This window comes from Bordetella genomosp. 11 (genome assembly GCF_002261215.1).
Classification (GTDB): domain Bacteria; phylum Pseudomonadota; class Gammaproteobacteria; order Burkholderiales; family Burkholderiaceae_B; genus Bordetella_C.
Genome location: NZ_NEVS01000001.1, coordinates 794,413 through 812,656, shown reverse-complemented (window position 1 = coordinate 812,656; position 18,244 = coordinate 794,413). Strand labels below are relative to the sequence as shown.

The window sequence follows — 18,244 nt, the reverse complement described above, 5'->3', positions numbered from 1 at the left end:
TCAGCGCCCCCCGTCGCGCGCGGCCGCGGCCAGCGCCGCCGCCTCGCGGGCCTGCGCCTCGCGGGCGATTTCCTCGGCCAGTTCTTCCTCGGCCGAGCGCGCGCCCTCGCGGCGCAGCGGGTCCTCGCCGCGGCCCAGCAGGAAAGCCACGCACTTGATCAAATGCGCGACCCCCGCCAGCACCAGCAGCGCAAAGCCCACCGGAATCAGCAGCTTGACCGGCCAGCGCACCAGCCCGCCCGAGTTCGAGGACTGCTCGCCGGTCAGCCACGACTCGGTGAACACCGGCCAGGACAGCACCAGGATCAGCACGCAGGCCGGCAGCAGGAAAAACAGCACGCCGAACACCTCGATCCAGATCTGCTTGCGCCGCGACAGGCGCGAGGACAGGATGTCCACCCGCACGTGCTCGTTCTTCAGACAGCACCAGGATCAGCACGCAGGCCGGCAGCAGGAAAAACAGCACGCCGAACACCTCGATCCAGATCTGCTTGCGCCGCGACAGGCGCGAGGACAGGATGTCCACCCGCACGTGCTCGTTCTTCAGTAGCGTATAGCCCGCGGACAACAGGAACATCGCCCCGAACATATACCACTGCAGCTCCAGCCACGCGTTCGAACTGGTATGCAGGACCTTGCGCACCACCGCGTTGCCGGCGCTGACCAGCACCACCAGCAAGGTCACCCACGTCACCGCGCGGCCCACGCGCAGGTTTATCGCGTCGATCAGACGCGATAAGGCAAGTAATGATTTCATTGCTGCTCGCTTACTTGCCGCCGTTGCGCCCTATCGTGCCCATATAGCCGTCGAAGCTGCCGTCCGCCACGCGGAACCAGGGGATTTCGTTATCGCGGAAGGCCACCATGCTGTCGTAGATCTTCTTGAACATGGGGCTCTTGGCGCTCATTTCCTGATAGACCTTCAAGGACTCGGCATAGCAGGCGTCCATCACGGGCTTGGGGAAGGCCCGCAGCTGGGCGCCGTTGGCGATCAGCCGGCGCAGCGCGGCCGGGTTTTCCGCGTCGTACTTGGCGATCATGTCATTCGTCGCGGCGGCCGACGCCTGCTCCAGCACGGCCTGGTAGTGCTTGGGCAGCTTGTTGTAGGCGTCCTGGTTCACATACAGCGACACCTGCAGGGTGCCTTCCCACCAGCCGGGGAAGTAATAGTATTTGGCGACCTTGTTGAAGCCCAGCTTCTCGTCGTCGTAGGGGCCGATCCACTCGGCGCCATCGATGGTGCCTTTTTCCAGCGCCGGGTAGATATCGCCGCCGGCGATCTGTTGCGGCACCACGCCCAGGCGCGACAGGACGGCGCCCGCGAAAGCGCTCATGCGGAACTTCAGGCCCTTCAGATCGTCGACCGACTTGATCTCGTTGCGGAACCAGCCACCCATCTGCGTACCGGTATAGCCGCAGGGAAAGTTGACGACGTTATAGGTCTTGAACAGTTCGCGCAGCAGCTTCAGGCCATCGCCGTGCCGCATCCAGGCATTCATCTGGCGCGTGTTCAGGCCGAAGGGCACCGCGGCGTCGAAGCTCAGCGCGGGGTCCTTGCCGAAGTAGTAGTACGAGGCGCTGTGGCCGCATTCCACCGTGCCGTTCTGCACGCCGTCGAGCACCTGCAGCGCGGGCACGATTTCGCCCGCGGGAAAGGCGCGGATGCTGAATTTGCCGCCCGTGGCCTCGCCCACGTATTTCGCCAGGTTCTCGCCGCCGCTGTAGATCGCGTCGGCGCTGCGCGGGAAGCTGGAGGCCAGGCGCCAATTGATCGTCGGGGATTCCTGGGCAAAAACGGGGGAAGCGAGGGTGGCGCCACCGGCGGCGGCACCCAGGGTGGCCTTTTTCAGGAAGGAACGGCGTTGCATTGCGGATGTCTCCCGGATGTAGGAATAAACAGGCTCGCGGCGCCACCCGGATAGGGCGGGCGCGAATAGGAATTGTGGAGGCAAGCTGTCAAATAGCTAAACAGCTGCCGTTTGGGTCGCCATCTTAAGGGGGAGAGCGCCCGGGTGCGCTTGCGGATAACCCTTAATGATTGTTACCGCATCACCATTTTGCTGCGCCGCAGCAGACAAACGGCCACCGTCATCCAGCCGGAAAACCTGCATGGTTTCGTGCGTCGTCCGTGCCAGGCCCTCCAGCGAGACGGCAGCCCCGGCCACCTGCTCGACCAGCTCGGCGTTCTGCTGCGTGATGCCATCCAATTGGGCAACGGCCGCATTGACCTGCGAGATCCCGGCGAGCTGCTCTTTCGACGCCTCGGTGATTTCGCCGATCAGCGCATTCACCTCCTGCACGCTGCCCAGCACGTCGGCCATGGTCTTGCGGGCGATCGCCGTCCTTTCGCTGCCCTCCGCCACTTTCACGCCGGATTCGTCGATCAGGTGGCGGATCTCTTTCGCCGCATGGGCGCTGCGTTGCGCGAGCGAACGTACCTCTCCCGCCACCACGGCAAAACCACGTCCCTGCTCCCCGGCACGCGCGGCCTCGACGGCGGCATTCAATGCGAGGATATTCGTCTGGAAGGCGATGCTATCGATGACTTGCGTGATCTCGCTGATACGCCGCGACGATTCCAGCATCCCCTGCATGGTCGCGCCGACTTCCTCGACGGCGCGCGCGCCCCGCTCCGCGACCTCGCTGGTCCGCGCCGACAGCTGGCTTACCCGCTGCGCGGACTCGGCCGCCAGGCCCACCGTACCGGTGATCTGCTCCATCGATGCGGCCGTCTGCTGGACGTTGCCGGCCTGCGTTTCGGTACGCTCGGAAAGATGCGCGTTGCCCTGGGCGATCTCCGCGGTCCCGGTCACGATGTCCTGGCTTTGGTCGCGCGCGTCGCGCACCACGGAACCCACATTGATGCGCAGCTGTCCGAGCGCCGCCTGCAACTCGCCCAGTTCATCGCCGCGCGTCCTTTCCAGCGGCTGTGTCAGGTCTCCCGCCGCCAGGCGATAGGCGGCAGCCAGCACGTCGTCCAGCGGCGCCGCCACGCTGCGGCGCAGGAACCCCCACGCGGCCGCGATCAGCAACAGGCGCAACAACCATGCGCCAGCCTCCCACGCCGCCGCGTCCGCCGGCACCAGGCGGTCGATCGCCAGGAAACACAGCATCAACAGCGTCAGCAGCGTCGTCAGCTTGCCCACCACGCCCAGCCGCGCCATTTCCGCCACCCGGCCCGCCAGCGTGCGCTTCACCCGCCGGCCGTTGGCCAGGGTGTGGATCCGCCGTCCGGCTTGCGCCTCGTCGCGCATGACGGCATAAAGCGCTTCCGCCTCCTCGATCTGTTCTCGCGTGGCTTCGGTGCGCACCGACATATAACCGACCGCCTCGCCATCCTTCAGCATCGGCGTCGCGTTGGCCATCACCCAGTAATAGTCGCCGTTCTTGCGGCGATTCTTGACCGGCGCGGACCACGGGCGGCCGGAGGAAATCGTCGCCCACATATCCCGGAAGGCCTCTTCCGGCATGTCGGGGTGGCGGATCACGTTATGGGCTTTGCCGAGCAGCTCCTCCTTCGTAAAGCCGCTGACTTCAATAAAGGTGGGATTGCAGTAAAGGATTCTTCCCTTGGCGTCCGTCGTGGAAACCAGGGTGCGTCCACGAGGGAACGGGTATTCCTTGTCCGAGACGGGAAGGTTCACGCGCATATCTTTTCAGCTGTTCCAGTGAGTGTTGCTTATCGATCGCCTGCTTCGGAACGCTGACAAGGCCATATTGCCTATTGGTATCCCCGCCGCCTCCCGCAGTCGGCTCATTCTGGCCCGTTCCGGGCCATCGTTCCTTGCGTTTAATCAAATTGTAAGCAATTCACGAAGGGATAGGACAAAATGCAACACCGGCCGGGGGATGCCCCGCCGGCCGGTGTCGAAGAGAGCGAGGATGACCAGCGCGTCAGTGGCTGATCATCCACGGCCGGCTGGCGACGAAGGTCTTGCCGCCGTCGGCGGTCTTGCGCGTCTTGCCGGCGGATCTGCCGCCGCCGCAGCAGCCGCAGTTCATGCCATGGCCGGCGCGGGTCGCGCGCGGCTCATGGGCATTGCGCTCGTTGGCGGCGCGAGCGCGATTGACCGCCGAAGACAGCGCCCCCAGGGCGGGCGCGCCCGCCACGATGCGGGCCGAGGCCGCGCCACAATCCGGGCAGGACGCGGGGTCGCGCCACTGCGCCAGCGGCCGCATGGCGGCGAAGTCGCCACATTGCGCGCAGGAATAGTCGTACAAGGGCATGGCGTTCTCCAGGACAGGCCTCGTGGAAAATCAAAGGTCCGGCGACAAGGGCATATCGACGCCGCCGGCGACCGCCTTCACCGGGCCGCTGGCCGAGGGCTGGATGTCGAACTCGAAGATTTCGGTTGGCAGCCAGAGCGTGGCGCAGGCATTGGGGATGTCCACGACCCCGCTGATATGGCCCTGCACCGGCGCGGTTCCCAGGATGGAATACGCCTGCGCGCCCGAGTAGCCGAACTTCTTCAGGTACTCGATGGCATTCAGGCATGCCTGCCGATAGGCGATATGCACGTCCAGGTAATGCTGGCGTCCCCCCTCGTCCACCGAAATACCCTCGAAAATCAGATAGTCCTTGTAGTTCGGCGTGATCGGGCTGGGCTTGAAGATCGGATTGCGGATGCCGTATTTGTCCATCCCGCCCTTGATCAGCGAAACGCGCATATGGATCCAGCCCGCCATTTCGATGGCGCCGCAGAAGGTGATTTCGCCATCGCCTTGCGAAAAATGCAGATCGCCCACCGACAGGCCGCCGCCCTTGACGTAGACCGGGAAGAAGACGCGGGAGCCGCGCGACAGGTCCTTGATATCGCAATTGCCGCCGTGCTCGCGCGGCGGCACCGTGCGCGCGCCTTCGGCCGCCGCCTTGTCGCGCGCCGCGCCCTGTAGCTTCCCCATGTGAGCGGTCTTCGGCGCCGGCGGATTCGCCAGCGGCGGGACGCGCGCGGGATCGGAGTCGATCAGCGCCTGCTCGCGCTTGTTCCAGGTGTCCAGCATCGCCTGGTCGGGAAGGCAGCCGATCAGGCCGGGATGGATCAGGCCGGCGAATCGCACCCCCGGAATATGACGCGACTTGGTGAACATGCCCTCGAAATCCCAGATGGATTTCTGCGCTTGCGGGAAGTGCTCCGTCAGGAAGCCGCCGCCGTTCTTCTTGCTGAAGAAGCCGTTGAAGCCCCACAGGCTGTCCTGCTTGGCCCCGATATCGAGGAAGTCGACGACCAGCAGGTCGCCCGGTTCCGCGCCCTCTACGCCGACGGGACCGGACAGGAAATGCACCGTGGACAGGTCCACATCCCGCACGTCGTCGGCGCTGTCGTCATTCTTGATCGCGCCGCCGGTCCAGTCGTAGGTTTCCAGCACGAAGTCATCGCCGGGCTTGACCCATGCCGCCATGGGAATGTCGGGATGCCAGCGGTTATGGATGCTTTCGTTTTCGTATGGCGACTGGGCGAGATCGACCTTGATCAGGGTATCGGGCATGGCATGCTCCTTTGGGTGATGGGACTAGACGGACAGATAGCGGCTGATGGTCTGTTCGTCGACCTGGCCGCGCAGGTCCTCGTGCACGAAGCGGCCCTTGTCGATGACGATCAGCCGGTCGGCGATCTGCATGGTGAAACTGAGCACCTGTTCGGAAACGACGATGGCCAGGTCCTTCAGCTTGCGGATCTCCAGCAGCGTTCGCGCGATGTCCTTGATGATCGACGGCTGGATGCCCTCGGTGGGCTCGTCCAGCATCAGCACCTTCGGGCCGGTCACCAGCGCCCGCGCGATCGCCAACTGCTGCTGCTGGCCGCCGGAAAGATCCCCGCCCCGGCGCCGGCGCATCTCGTGCAGCACCGGGAACAAGGCGAACACCTCGTCGGGAATGGGATCGCGCAGCGCCCGGCCCGGCAAACCGGTGCGGATATTCTCTTCCACCGTCAGGGTGGGAAAAATCATGCGGCCCTGCGGCACATAGGCCACGCCGCTGCGCACGCGCTGGAATGTCTGCAAGGCGCTGATGTCCGTGCCGTCGATGCTGACCTTGCCCTGCATCGAGGGCAGCACGCCCATCATGGTCTTGAACAGCGTGGTCTTGCCCATGCCGTTGCGCCCCATGACGGCGACGATCTCGCCCTTGGCCACGCTCAGGTCCACGCCGTGGATAACGCGGCTTTGTCCATACCCGGATACCAGGCCCGAAACATTCAACATGCGGATTCTCCTGCGCGCGCGCTCAATGACCCAGATAGACTTCAATGACACGAGGATCGGACTGGACCTTGTCCATCGGCCCCTCGGCCAGCACCTTGCCCTGGTGCAGCACCGTCACCTTGTGCGCGATGTTCTTGACGAATTCCATGTCGTGCTCGATGACGATCATCGAGCGGTCCTTGCTGATGCGATTGAGCAGCTCGGCCGTCTTTTCGCGTTCCGATACGCTCATGCCCGCCACCGGTTCGTCGAGCATCATCAATTCCGGCTCCTGCATCAGCAGCATGCCTATCTCCAGCCACTGCTTCTGCCCATGCGACAGCAGTTCGGCCGATTGCTCCAGCATGTCGGCCAGGAAAATATCGCAGGCCACCTGCTCGACGCGCTCGATCACGTCGGCGGTGCGGCGAAACGCCAGCGCGCCGAAGACGCTGCGCCCGCGCGGAAACGAAACTTCGAGGTTCTCCCGCACCGTCAGGGTTTCGTAGATGGAAGGGGTCTGGAATTTGCGGCCCACGCCGGCGCGCACGATCTCGTGCTCCGCCATGCGGGTCAGCTCCGTATCCTTGAAGCGGATAGAGCCCGCGGTCGCCTTGGTGCGGCCGCAGATCAGGTCCAGCACCGTGGTCTTTCCCGCCCCGTTCGGCCCGATGACCACGCGCAGCTCGCCCTTGTCCACGTACAGGTTCAGATCGTTCACCGCGACGAAGCCATTGAAGGACACCGTCAGGCCCTCGACGTACAGGGCGAATTCCTGCGCGGCCGGCCGCGCGTTCATCAGGGGCGGATTCATGCGACCTCCGTGCGGGACGCGGCCTTGGGCGGAACGGCCTGGGCGCGAGGCCCCCGGCGCAGCCGCGGCTGCACGTATTGGGTATACAACCCGGCCAGCCCGTTGGGAAAGGCCATGACGACGGCGATGAAAAGCCCGCCCATCAGGAACAGCCACAGCTGCGGAAAGCTTTCGGAAAAATAGCTCTTGCCGAAGTTCACCAGCAGCGTTCCGTAGACCGCGCCCAGCAGCGAAAGGCGCCCGCCCACCGCCGCGAAAATCACCATCTCGATGGAGGGGACGATACCCACGAAGGACGGCGACATGAACCCCACCTGAAGGGTGAACATGGCGCCGCCGATGGCGGAGAAGACCGCCGCCACGCAGAACACGAATATCTTGAAGCCCGCCACGTCGTAGCCGGAGAAGCGCACCCGTTCCTCTTTGTCCCGCATGGCCACCAGCAGCTTCCCCAGTTTGGACGAAAGCAGGAACCTGCCGAACAGCAGGCAGGCGAACAACAGCGCGCCATTGACGAAATACAGGATGACGCGCGCGGAATCGGTGCGGATATCCCAGCCCAGCAGGGTTTTCAGGTCCGTGATGCCGTTGACGCCGCCGGTCAGCCCCTGCTGGCCGATGATCAGTACCGAAAGAATCAGGGCAATGGCTTGCGTGACGATGGCGAAGTAGGTATCGCCCACGCGGCGCTTGAACATCGCCACGCCGATCAGCAGCGCCAGCAGCGCCGGCACCACGGGCACGGCCAGCAGCGTGAACAGGAAGCTCTTGAACGGCACCCAGAACCACGGCAGCGACGTGATCTGGTTCCAGTCCATGAAATCCGGGATGCCGGGCGTGGACTGGATTTTCGTGGCTTCGACGGTGGAGGCTTCCAGCTTCAGGAACATCGCCATGCAATAGCCGCCTATGCCGAAGAACACGCCCTGCCCCAGGCTGAGTATCCCGCCGTATCCCCAGCACAGCACGAGCCCCAGCGCCACGAAGGCGTAGGTCAGGTACTTGCCGACCAGGTTCAGGCGGAAGCTGTCCAGCAGCAGCGGGAAGACCAGGAAAACCAGCGCGGCCAGGACAGCCAGGCCGATCATGCCCTGGCGTCCGCCCAATACATTCTTGTAGATGAGTTTCACGTTCGAGCTCCTGGACCTGCTTATTTGCGGACTTTGATCGTGAACAATCCCTGCGGGCGCAGCATCAGGATGATCACCACGGCGGACAACGTCAGCACCTTGGCCATGGAGCCCGTCAGGAAAAACTCCGACACGGACTGCGTCTGGGCGATCACGAAGGCCGACGCGATCGTGCCGTAAAGACTGGCGGCGCCGCCGAAGACCACGGTAAGGAAGGTATCGACGATGTACAGCGATCCGCTGGTCGGGCCCGTGGAGCCGATGGTGGTGAAGGCCGCGCCGGCGATGCCCGCGATCCCGCATCCCAGGGCGAAGGTCACCCGGTCCACTTTCCTCGTGTCGATGCCCACCGCCCCGCTCATGACGCGGTTCTGCATCGTCGCCCGCACGTGCAGGCCCCAACTGGAGCGGAACAGCGCCAGCAGCAATCCGACCGTCAGGATCACCGTGATCGACATGACGATCAGCCCGTTGATGGGGATGTCCACGCCCGGCAGCGGCTGCACCGAACCCATCAGCCAATCGGGCAGCGTCGGGCTGACTTCGCGCGGACCGAAGATCGACCGCAGCGCCTGCTGCAACACCAGCGACAGGCCCCAGGTGGCGAGCAGGGTATCCAGCGGGCGGCGATACAGGTGGCGGATCATCAGCCATTCGGTCAGCCAGCCCAGCGCGAAGGTCACCGCGAAGGCCGCGGCGATGGCCAGGAAGAAGTAATAGGGCATGACCGCGGGCGCATACTGCTGCGTCAGTTCCGAGAACAGGCAGGTCGTATAGGCGCCGATCGCGAGGAATTCCCCATGCGCCATGTTGATGACACCCATCTGTCCGAAAATGATGGCCAGGCCCAGCGCCATCAGCAGCAGGACGCTGAACACCGACAGGCCATTGAAGCCCTGCATCAGAAGAATGGCGCCAAGATCGGAGAAGGATTCCATGGGCGAGCCTTTGCGTAAGAAAAGCGGGACCGAAATCGGGGCCGCGCCGCCCCCGGGCCGGAGCCCGGCGGGCGGCGCCTGCCGCGGACCGGATTACTGGTAGCCCTCGGGGAAGGGATCCGGCTTGATCAGGTCGGGCGTCTGGTAGACCACATCGAACTGCCCGTCCTTGCGGATCTGCCCTACGCGCGTACGGCTCCACAGGTGATGGTTCGGGTCCACCTTGACGTAGCCTTCGGGCGCCTGCTTGAACTCCAGGTTGGGCGAAGCCGCCACCACTTTGTCCACGTCGAAGCTCTGGGCTTTTTCCACGGCCATCTTCCATAGCCAGGGGCCCAGGTAGGCGGCCTGGGTGACGTCGCCGATCACCGCGTTCGGGCCGTACTTCGCCTTGAACGCGGCAACGAACTTCTTGTTGTTCTCGTTGTCCAGGCTTTGGAAATACTTCATGCAGGACCAGAAACCTTCGGCGTTTTCACCGCCTATCCCCAGCAACTCATCTTCCGTCACCGAGATGGTCAGCAGCTTCTGTTTCTGGGCCGTCACGCCGGCCGCCTTCAGCTGCTTGTAGAACGACACGTTGCTGCCGCCAACGACGTCCGCGAATACCACGTCGGGCTTCTTCAGCTTGATCTTGTTGATCAGCGAACCGAATTGGGTATGGCCCAGCGGGTAGTATTCCTCGCCCACGACTTCGCCCTTGAGCACGTGTTCGATGTGCTTGCGGGCGATCTTGTTGGAGGTGCGCGGCCAGATGTAGTCGGAACCGACCAGGTAGAAGGTCTTGGCGTTCTTTTCCTTGGCCAGCCAGTTCAGGCTGGCCAGGATCTGCTGCGTGGCCTCCTGGCCGGTATAGAAGACGTTCTTGGACTGCTCCAGGCCCTCATAGAAGGTCGGGTAGTACAGCAAGCCGTTTTCCTTCTCGAATACCGGCAGCACGGCCTTGCGCGAGGCCGACGTCCAGCAGCCGAAGACCGTGGCCACCTTGTCGCTGACCAGCAGCTTGCGGGCCTTCTCGGCGAAGGTGGGCCAGTCCGACGCGCCGTCTTCCTGGATGATCTTGATCTGGCGCCCCAGGATGCCGCCCATGGCGTTGATCTGCTCGATGGCCAGCCGCTCGGCCTGGATGGAGCCGGTTTCGCTGATGGCCATGGTGCCGGTGGCCGAATGCAGCTGTCCCACCGTCACTTCCGTATCGGTTACGGCCAACCCCGTGGTATTGACGGCGGCCGTCGCCGGGCCCGCGGCGCGGCCCAGCCCGGGGATGCCGATCAGCGGCAGCGACGCCAGCGCCAGCGCCACGCGGCGCCGGGCGGGCGAGGCGGGGTCTTGTTCAAAGGGGGGTTTGCGAGACATCGAACGCTCCTTGCGGATGAGACGCTTCAGGGAAAAACCCGATGCCGCGACCGCTATCGCGCGGTGCCGCAGCCGGGGGTTCGATGCGATACTAGGTACCCATACCGCACTGCAACATACGTTGATTGACGTAGTGGCTGTTACGTCGCCAGGCGGTACAAACGCGGCATACGTCGAATGACGCATACCGGAGATTTCAAGCGTGGATGCTGGCGCACCTCAACGCATCGTCAAGATACGGCGCGACTACAACACCTGGGTTGCCAACGAGACCCTGGAGGACTACGCCCTGCGGTTCACGCCCGTGTCGTTCCGCAAGTGGTCGGAGTTTCGCGTCGCCAATACCGCCCTCGGGGCGGTGTCCTTCCTGGCACTGGAAGCCATCGGCGGCGCCCTGGCGCTGAACTACGGCTTCGACAATGCGTTCTGGGCCATCGTCGCCGTGTCCATCCTGGTGTTCTTCACCGGCCTGCCGATCGCCTACTACGCCGCGCGGCATGGCCTGGACATGGACCTGCTGACCCGCGGCGCGGGCTTCGGATATATCGGTTCGACCATCACGTCGCTGATCTACGCGTCCTTCACCTTCATCTTCTTCGCGCTGGAAGCGGCCATCATGGCGCTGGCGATCGAAGTCTGCACCGGGCTGCCGCTGTGGCTGGGCTACATGGCTTGCGCGATCGTCATCATCCCATTGGTTACCTACGGCATCACGCTGGTGAACCGGCTGCAGTCATGGACGCAGCCGGTGTGGCTGACGCTTCTGGTGCTGCCCTACGCCTTCATCCTGTTCCAGGACCCGGCCGCGCTGCGTGGCCTGATGGATTTCCCCGGCCGCCACGGCGGTGGCGGGCACTTCGATCTGCTGCTGTTCGGCGCCGGCGCGGCCGTGGCCGCATCGCTGATCACGCAGATCGGCGAACAAGTGGATTTCCTGCGCTTTCTACCGGAAAAGACGGCCGGCAACCGCGGACGTTGGTGGATCGCCCTGCTGTGCGCGGGGCCGGGATGGATCGTTCCCGGGGCGGCCAAGATGCTGGGCGGCGCCTTCCTGGCCTGGCTCGCGCTGCAGCACGGCGTCCCCGCCGCCAAGGCGGCCGATCCCACCAAGATGTACCTGCACGCGTTCGGCTATGTTTTTTCCCATCCGGGCTGGGCGGTCGCCGCCATGACGGCGTTCGTCGTCATTTCGCAGGTAAAGATCAATGTGACGAACGCCTACGCGGGCTCGCTGGCGTGGTCGAACTTCTTCGCGCGCATCACGCACAGTCATCCGGGCCGCGTGGTCTGGCTGGTGTTCAACGTGCTGATCGCCATCGGCCTGATGGAAATGGGCGTGTTCGACGCGCTGGAGCACGTGCTGGCCATGTTCGCCCATGTCGCGATCGCCTGGATCGGATCGCTGGTGGCCGACCTGGTGATCAACAAGCCCCTGGGGCTAAGCCCGCGGGGCATCGAGTTCCGGCGCGCCTACCTGTACGACATCAATCCCGTGGGCGTGGGCGGCATGCTGATCGCGCTGGCAACCGCCTTCATCGCCTACAGCGGTGTTATCGGGGCCACGGTCCAGGCGCTATCGCCTTTCATCACCCTGGCCGCCACGTTCGTCGCCGTCCCGGCGATCGCCTGGGCCACACGCGGTCGCTACTATCTGGCCCGCCAGCCGCACGCCCTGCATGCCCATGGCGCCGGCCTGAGCTGCGTCATCTGCGCGAAGGCATTCGAGCCTCAGGACATGGCGCACTGCCCCGCCTACAACGGCGCCATCTGTTCGCTGTGCTGCACGCTGGACGCGCGTTGCCAGGATCGCTGCAAGACCGGCTCGCGCCTGCAGGATCAGCTGGGCGCCGCGCTGCGGCGCATCCTGCCGGGCGCGGCGACACCGCTGTTCCACAACCGCCTCGCCCACTACCTTGTCATCCTCGGGATGATAGGCGGCCTGTTCGGGGCCATCCTGGCGCTGATCTACTACCAGGAAGCGGTGACCTTCGGCCAGGCCGGCGCGAACATCGCCGTGCTGCGCGCCACCTTCCTGAAGCTGTTCGCCGCCCTGCTGCTGGTCGGCGGGGTGGCCGCGTGGTGGCTGGTGCTGACCAACGAAAGCCGCCAGGTCGCCCAGGAAGAATCGGACCGCCAGACCCACCTGCTGTTGCGGGAAATCGAAGCCCACCGCCAGACCGACGCGCAACTGCAAAAGGCCAAAGAGTCGGCGGAGGCGGCCAACCTGGCCAAGAGCCGGTTCATGGGCGGAATGAGCCACGAACTGCGCGCGCCCTTGAACAGCATCCTGGGCTATGCGCAGATACTGCAGCGCGACACCGCCATCCCGCCGAACCGGCGCGAGGCGATCGACGTCATCCATCGCAGCGGCAAGCATCTGATCGGGCTGATCGACGGGCTGCTGGACATCGCCCGTATCGAGGCCGGCAAGCTGCGCCTGGAGAACGGCGAGCTGCGCCTGCCAGAATTCCTGGAACAGATCGTCAAGATGTTCCAGCCCCAGACCGCGCTGAAGGGCCTGCGCTTCGACTACGAAGTCGCCGCCAATCTTCCCAGGATCGTCCACATCGACGAAAAGCGGCTGCGCCAGATACTGATCAACCTGCTGAGCAACGCGGTGAAATTCACCCGCGTGGGCCACGTGGCGCTGCGCGTGCGCTATGCCGCGGACATGGTGCAGATGGAAGTGGAGGACAGCGGCGCCGGCATCCCGGCCGACGACCTCGATCGCATCTTCATGCCTTTCGAACGCAGTTGGGCCGCGGCGGACCACGCCGATACGGGGACCGGACTCGGCCTGACGATCTGCCGCATGCTCACCGGTATCATGGGCGGCGAACTGACCGTCCGCAGCGAGGTGGACCGCGGCAGCGCGTTCACCCTTAAGCTTTTCCTGCCCGAGGTACGCTCGCCGCGTGGCGACACGCAGCCGGCGGCGTCCATCGTCGGGTATGCGGGCGAGCGGCGCGCCGTTCTGGTGGTGGACGACCAGCCGTCGCAGCGCCGTATCCTGCGCGACATGCTGCAACCGCTGGGCTTCGACGTGCTCGAAGCCGGCAGCGGGCAGGAATGCCTGGCCTGCGTGCATACCCTGCGGCCCGCGTTGATCCTGATGGATATCACCATGCCGGGCCTGCCCGGCTGGGAGGTGTGCCGTCTGCTGCGCGACCAGGGCGTGGGTGTCCCGCTCATCATCGTATCGGCCAACGCCTATGGCGTGGACCCCAAAGAGGCGGTCCAATGCGGACTGACCGACTGGCTTGTCAAACCTGTCGTGCTGGACGAATTGGTGGCGAAGATCGGCCTGCATCTTCGCCTGGACTGGATCCTGCGACCGGCCGCCGTGCCCCCGCACACCGGCGCGACCGCCCTGCACGACGTCCCCCTGGACCGCGAGGACGCGGAGTCGCTGCTGGAGTTGGGGGCCATGGGATACATCAAAGGCATTTCCGCCCGGCTGGACGACATCCGCGCGCGCGCCCCACATGCGGCGCCGCTGGCCGACCGGCTCGGCGCGCTGGTCCAGGACTTCCGACTGGCCGAATACAACGCCTTGCTCAAGGAACACATACAGCACCATGCCGCGGCCCTCCGATAAGAACCTGGTTCTACTGGTGGACGACACACCGGACAACCTGAAAATGCTATCCGACGCCCTGGACGACGCCGGATACATGGTGGTGGTCGCCACCGACGGCCTGTCGGCGCTGGAAAGGCTGGACTATGTGGTCCCCGATATCGTGCTGCTCGATGCGGTGATGCCCGGCCTGGACGGCTTCGAAACCTGCCGGCGCATGAAGGCACACCCCGCCGCCAGCCACGTACCGGTGGTATTCATGACTGGCCTGACCGAGCCGGAGGACGTGGTGCGCGGCTTCCGTGCCGGCGGGATCGACTACGTCGTCAAGCCGCTGGATACCGATGTGGTGCTGGCGCGCCTGCAGGCCCACCTGCGCAATGCCCGCATGATGTCGGTCGCGATCAATGCCATGGATGCGGTGGCGAATGCTGTCGTGGTGCTGGACGAGGCCGGCGCGGTGACGTGGAAAACAGCCAAGGCACGTCTCTGGCTGGCGGAATATTTCGGCCGCGATGAGCCCGGCCGGGATCTGCCGGCGCCGTTGGCGGCCTGGGTCGCGCAACAACTATCCCGCAGCGACACGCGCGGCGGCAGCGATGCCGGTGCCGACGTGGCCGGCGGGGATCCCGCGGACTTCGTGCGGCAAACAGGCGATCGCCAATTGCGCGTGCGCCTGACGGCGTCGCGCAAGGCGGGCGAATACGTCTTGCTCATGGATGAACGGTGCGCGCCGGCCGATCCGGCATCCAGCCTGGCGGCCACCTACCAGCTGACGGCGCGCGAGCGCGAGGTTCTGATCTGGCTGGCCAAGGGGAAGACCAACCGCGACATCAGCGACATACTCGGAATGAGCCCGCGCACCGTCAACAAGCACCTGGAACACGTTTATGTGAAGCTGGGCGTGGAAACCAGGGCCGCCGCCACGGCGCTGGCCTTGACCCATATGCACGCGACGCTCTTCACCGACACGGCGGGCCAGGCCAAACGTTAAGCCCCTTGCCCTAGGACCGGCCCGGATACCCCACGGTCTGCGCGAGTATCGGCACTTCATCCTCGTTCAGCGACAGGGCCTCCGCCAGCAGGCGCGGAGATATCCACCCGCGCACCACGCTGGCCAGGCCGGCCGAGGCGCAATACAGCGCCACGTTCTGGGCAATGGCCCCGGCCGTCACGGCGGAAAACCGATCGCGTTGCTGGGCGGGCATTTCCAGCAGCCGCGAAGTCTGCACCACGTAGACCAGGTCCACCGGTGCCTCGCCGACGAAGTCCTGGTAACCGGTCTGCCCACGCGCATCCACCGCATGCTTGAGTACCAACTGATGTTTGCCGGGATCGTAACGGTAGACACCATCGGCAAGCGCGACATAGATATCGATCTCGTTGAAGGCATGAGGCGACGGCGCGGTCCGCCCCCCCGTCACTGGCCTGTTGATGCCGTCCGCCGCCCACAGCAGTTCGCCGAGCGTGGCGGTCGGCAGCGGCCTGGGCGCGAACTCGCGGCAACTGGCGCGGCGTCCCAGGGCCTCCATCAACGGCACCCCTGCCTGCCGAGAGGGTTGCTCCAACGCGATGGTATGAGGGGGCGGTTCCTTGATCGCTTTCAACGGAAGGGCCGCCGCGGGTTTGTAGGTAAGAAGTTGCGCTTCGCTCATATCCGACTCCCTTCGCAAGGTTGCCATGCCGATCGCGCGGCGGAGGCGCCGCCGGCGCGCTGCGTCCACGCTTTTGAAGTTAGCGTGAACGTCTCCCGGCCTATTGATATAGATCAGGCGGCCGGCATTCTTCGAGCGGCCGCAGCGCGCTCGGACCGACGCGACAGCTATCATGAAACCGTTCCCCGACCCGGAGGCCAGCCCATGCAGCACGGCGAACGCATGTCGCCGATGAACGACATCGCGAGGGACGACGTCTTCCCGGGTTTGTCCAGCGAGGAAGCCGCCGGCAGGCTGGCCAGGACCGGCCCCAATGAAGTGGCCAGGCTGGAAGAACACCCCCTGCGCCGGCTGCTGCGCCATTTCTGGGCGCCGGTGCCTTGCATGCTGGAGGCCACCATCGTCCTGCAGTTGGCGGCCGGAGAACGCATGGAAGGTGCCATGGTCGGCGTCCTGCTCCTGATCAACGTCGTCCTGGGCATCATCCAGGAAGGGCGCGCGAATGCGACCCTGGCCTTGCTGCGACAACGCCTGGCGCCGCGGGCACGGACGCGCCGCGACGGGCAATGGCGCGACATACCGGCAGCGGCGCTGGTGCCGGGAGACATCGTCCAACTGTCCCTGGGCAGGATCGTGCCCGCCGACGCGCGTCTTGTATCCGGCTCGGTGCTATTGGACCAGTCCATGCTGACGGGCGAGTCCGCCGCGGTGGAGCCGGCGCCGGGGACCACCGCCTATGCGGGCGCGCTGGTACGGCGCGGAGAGGCCATTGCCGAAGTCACCGCGACCGGGCCACGCACGTATTTCGGCCGCACCGCCGAATTGGTGCAGGCGGCCGATGTCCAAAGCAGCGAGCAAAAGGCGGTGCTCGGCGTGGTCAAGGCCCTGACCGCCGTCAATATGGCGATCGTGACCGGCATGGTCGCCTATGCGCTATCCATCGGCCTGACGGCGGCACAGATCGTCCCGCTTGTACTGGCGGCCCTGCTCTCGGCGGTGCCCGTGGCCATGCCCGCAGTCTTCACGCTCGCCGCGACGCTGGGCGCCCGCCGCCTGGCACAGCAGGGCGTTCTGCTGGCGCGCCTTCCCGCCCTGCAGGAAGCGGCGATGATAGACGTGCTGTGCGTGGACAAGACGGGGACGTTGACCGAGAACAGGCTGGGCGTAGGCCGCGCCGTCCCGCTAGCCGAGGGAATGAACACCGCCGCGCTGCTGGCCCGCGCGGCCGCCGCCAGTTCCGCCGATGGGCAGGACCCGGTCGACGCGGCCATACGGGCGGCGGCGGACGGCCAGGCCGCCGCGCCGCTGGCCGTGCGTCGCTTCATACCCTTCGACCCGTCGGCGAAGCTGTCCGAAGCCACCATCGCGGGCCCGGCAGGAGCGGACGAACGCATCGCCAAGGGCTCGCCCCTGGCCATTTCGTCGCTGGCGCCGCTGGACGCCCGGGCGCGAGAAGCGTTGCAGGGGCTTGCCGACGAAGGCTATCGGGTACTGGCCGTCGCCGCCGGCCCCGGGCAAGGCATGGCGGCGATCGGCCTCATCGGTTTGAGCGATCCGCCACGCGCCGATTCCGCTCCCTTGCTGGCCCAGCTGAAGGAGCTCGGCATCACACCCATCATGGTAACGGGCGACACCGCGCAGACCGCCGCCACGGTGGCCCGGCGCATCGGGCTGGAGGGCCCTGTCTGCCCGCCCGGCGCCATCCCGGAACAGGTCGCGCCGGCGGACTATGCCGTTTACGCCGGCGTCTTCCCCGAGGACAAGTTCCGCCTGGTGCGTGCGTTCCAGCGTCAGGGGCATGCGGTGGGCATGTGCGGGGACGGCGCGAACGATGCGCCCGCCCTGCGCCAGGCGCAGATGGGCATCGCGGTATCAAGCGCGACCGACGTCGCGAAGTCCGCCGCCGGGCTGGTGCTGACGGAACCCGGCCTGCGCGGCATCGTCGCCTGCATCGAGGAAGGCAGGGCCGCGTTCAGGCGCGTGCTGACCTTCACGCTAAGCATGCTGGTGAACAAGTCGGTAACGCTGATCGTCATGGGAGGCGGCCTGGTCATGACCGGCCACGCCGTGATGACACCGCTGCTGCAGGTGCTATGGATGTTGACCAGCGATATCGCGATGATGGCGCGCGCCGGCGACCGCGCCACCCCCACCCCGTACCCCAATGCCTGGCGCATCCGGGAATTGACGCTGGCCGCGATACCGCTGGGCGCCGTCAAGCTGGCCTATGCGATGTCCATCCTGGCGCTGGGCTGGTACTGGCTGAAGTTCGACACAGGCGCCATGCGCAGCCTTGCCTTCCTGACGCTGGTGCTGGCGGGCCTGGCGACCGGTATGATCCTGCGCGAGCGCGGCCATGTCTGGCGATCGCGTCCCTCGCCGCTGTTCCTGGCCGCGTCCGCCGCTTCGGCGTCGGTCGCCACGGCGTTCGCCTGGAGGGGCGTGGTCATGTCGCCGCTGTCGGGCGCGGTGGTACTTGGGCTCTGCTTCGCCACCCTGGCATACGGTCTGGCCCTGGACGCCGTCAAGGTCGCGATGCTGCGGCGGCTACCGATCGACCGACGCTGAAGCCCGCGGCGGCGGACATCTTG

General features: G+C 65.6%; 13 protein-coding genes and 2 pseudogenes. 3 read left to right on the top strand and 12 right to left on the bottom strand.

The annotated features are described in order from the left end of the window. The 11 genes and pseudogenes from CAL28_RS03635 to urtA form a co-directional block, all read right to left on the bottom strand. A pseudogene (locus tag CAL28_RS03635) lies at window positions 1-420 on the bottom strand (TRAP transporter small permease subunit); the annotation flags it as partial. 16 nt (window positions 421-436) lie between these two features. Next, window positions 437-757: pseudogene (locus CAL28_RS30260) on the bottom strand (TRAP transporter small permease subunit); the annotation flags it as partial. Between the two features lie 10 nt (window positions 758-767). Beyond that, window positions 768-1,868 carry a TRAP transporter substrate-binding protein gene (locus CAL28_RS03625; protein WP_094840023.1) on the bottom strand — a complete coding sequence of 367 codons (1,101 nt, stop codon included), beginning with the start codon at window positions 1,866-1,868 and terminating at the stop codon, window positions 768-770. 96 nt (window positions 1,869-1,964) lie between these two features. After that, window positions 1,965-3,650, bottom strand: coding sequence for a methyl-accepting chemotaxis protein (locus tag CAL28_RS03620; protein WP_094840022.1), 1,686 nt, complete (start codon window positions 3,648-3,650; stop codon window positions 1,965-1,967). A gap of 244 nt (window positions 3,651-3,894) precedes the next feature. Continuing rightward, window positions 3,895-4,227: an FmdB family zinc ribbon protein gene (locus tag CAL28_RS03615; RefSeq protein WP_094840021.1), complete on the bottom strand. Its 333-nt coding sequence runs from the start codon at window positions 4,225-4,227 to the stop codon at window positions 3,895-3,897. Window positions 4,228-4,257: 30 nt separating this feature from the next. Next, on the bottom strand, window positions 4,258-5,487 hold the full coding sequence (fmdA, locus tag CAL28_RS03610) for a formamidase (RefSeq protein WP_094840020.1): 1,230 nt from the start codon (window positions 5,485-5,487) through the stop codon (window positions 4,258-4,260). A gap of 24 nt (window positions 5,488-5,511) precedes the next feature. Next, a complete protein-coding gene (gene urtE, locus CAL28_RS03605; RefSeq protein ID WP_094840019.1) occupies window positions 5,512-6,204 on the bottom strand; it encodes an urea ABC transporter ATP-binding subunit UrtE in 693 nt (230 codons plus the stop codon). A 22-nt stretch (window positions 6,205-6,226) separates the two neighbouring features. Continuing rightward, on the bottom strand, window positions 6,227-6,997 hold the full coding sequence (gene urtD, locus CAL28_RS03600) for an urea ABC transporter ATP-binding protein UrtD (protein ID WP_254925970.1): 771 nt from the start codon (window positions 6,995-6,997) through the stop codon (window positions 6,227-6,229). Next, entirely contained in the window at window positions 6,994-8,085 is a 1,092-nt protein-coding gene (gene urtC, locus CAL28_RS03595; RefSeq protein ID WP_217906540.1) for an urea ABC transporter permease subunit UrtC, read from the bottom strand. The genes urtD and urtC overlap by 4 nt, the downstream gene beginning before the upstream one ends. Before the next feature lie 62 nt (window positions 8,086-8,147). Next, window positions 8,148-9,065, bottom strand: coding sequence for an urea ABC transporter permease subunit UrtB (gene urtB, locus CAL28_RS03590; RefSeq protein ID WP_094840017.1), 918 nt, complete (start codon window positions 9,063-9,065; stop codon window positions 8,148-8,150). Between the two features lie 93 nt (window positions 9,066-9,158). Then, window positions 9,159-10,421, bottom strand: a complete 1,263-nt coding sequence (urtA, locus tag CAL28_RS03585) for an urea ABC transporter substrate-binding protein (protein ID WP_094840016.1) — start codon at window positions 10,419-10,421, stop codon at window positions 9,159-9,161. A gap of 202 nt (window positions 10,422-10,623) precedes the next feature. Between urtA and CAL28_RS03580 the strand changes: the two genes are divergently transcribed. Together CAL28_RS03580 and CAL28_RS03575 are read left to right on the top strand one after the other, a co-directional pair. Beyond that, window positions 10,624-14,019, top strand: a complete 3,396-nt coding sequence (locus CAL28_RS03580) for an ATP-binding protein (RefSeq protein ID WP_094840015.1) — start codon at window positions 10,624-10,626, stop codon at window positions 14,017-14,019. Further along, window positions 14,000-14,992: a response regulator transcription factor gene (locus CAL28_RS03575; RefSeq protein ID WP_094840014.1), complete on the top strand. Its 993-nt coding sequence runs from the start codon at window positions 14,000-14,002 to the stop codon at window positions 14,990-14,992. The genes CAL28_RS03580 and CAL28_RS03575 overlap by 20 nt, the downstream gene beginning before the upstream one ends. A gap of 10 nt (window positions 14,993-15,002) precedes the next feature. Here the strand turns inward: CAL28_RS03575 and CAL28_RS03570 are convergent, their stop codons facing one another. Next, window positions 15,003-15,653 carry a nitroreductase family protein gene (locus tag CAL28_RS03570; RefSeq protein WP_094840013.1) on the bottom strand — a complete coding sequence of 217 codons (651 nt, stop codon included), beginning with the start codon at window positions 15,651-15,653 and terminating at the stop codon, window positions 15,003-15,005. A gap of 204 nt (window positions 15,654-15,857) precedes the next feature. On the opposite strand from CAL28_RS03570, the gene CAL28_RS03565 reads away from it, so the two are divergent. Further along, window positions 15,858-18,221, top strand: a complete 2,364-nt coding sequence (locus CAL28_RS03565; protein WP_176463861.1) for an HAD-IC family P-type ATPase — start codon at window positions 15,858-15,860, stop codon at window positions 18,219-18,221. Window positions 18,222-18,244: the final 23 nt, after the last annotated feature.

What these genes read in the sequence shown, in the direction of transcription:
- CAL28_RS03570 (WP_094840013.1), bottom strand. Translation starts at nt 15,653, where the DNA reads ATGAGCGAAGCGCAACTTCTTACCTACAAACCCGCGGCGGCCCTTCCG.
- CAL28_RS03575 (WP_094840014.1), top strand. Translation starts at nt 14,000, where the DNA reads ATGCCGCGGCCCTCCGATAAGAACCTGGTTCTACTGGTGGACGACACA.
- urtA (WP_094840016.1), bottom strand. Translation starts at nt 10,421, where the DNA reads ATGTCTCGCAAACCCCCCTTTGAACAAGACCCCGCCTCGCCCGCCCGG.
- CAL28_RS03565 (WP_176463861.1), top strand. Translation starts at nt 15,858, where the DNA reads ATGCAGCACGGCGAACGCATGTCGCCGATGAACGACATCGCGAGGGAC.
- urtE (WP_094840019.1), bottom strand. Translation starts at nt 6,204, where the DNA reads ATGTTGAATGTTTCGGGCCTGGTATCCGGGTATGGACAAAGCCGCGTT.
- CAL28_RS03625 (WP_094840023.1), bottom strand. Translation starts at nt 1,868, where the DNA reads ATGCAACGCCGTTCCTTCCTGAAAAAGGCCACCCTGGGTGCCGCCGCC.
- CAL28_RS03615 (WP_094840021.1), bottom strand. Translation starts at nt 4,227, where the DNA reads ATGCCCTTGTACGACTATTCCTGCGCGCAATGTGGCGACTTCGCCGCC.
- urtC (WP_217906540.1), bottom strand. Translation starts at nt 8,085, where the DNA reads ATGATCGGCCTGGCTGTCCTGGCCGCGCTGGTTTTCCTGGTCTTCCCG.
- urtD (WP_254925970.1), bottom strand. Translation starts at nt 6,997, where the DNA reads ATGAATCCGCCCCTGATGAACGCGCGGCCGGCCGCGCAGGAATTCGCC.
- CAL28_RS03620 (WP_094840022.1), bottom strand. Translation starts at nt 3,650, where the DNA reads ATGCGCGTGAACCTTCCCGTCTCGGACAAGGAATACCCGTTCCCTCGT.
- urtB (WP_094840017.1), bottom strand. Translation starts at nt 9,065, where the DNA reads ATGGAATCCTTCTCCGATCTTGGCGCCATTCTTCTGATGCAGGGCTTC.
- fmdA (WP_094840020.1), bottom strand. Translation starts at nt 5,487, where the DNA reads ATGCCCGATACCCTGATCAAGGTCGATCTCGCCCAGTCGCCATACGAA.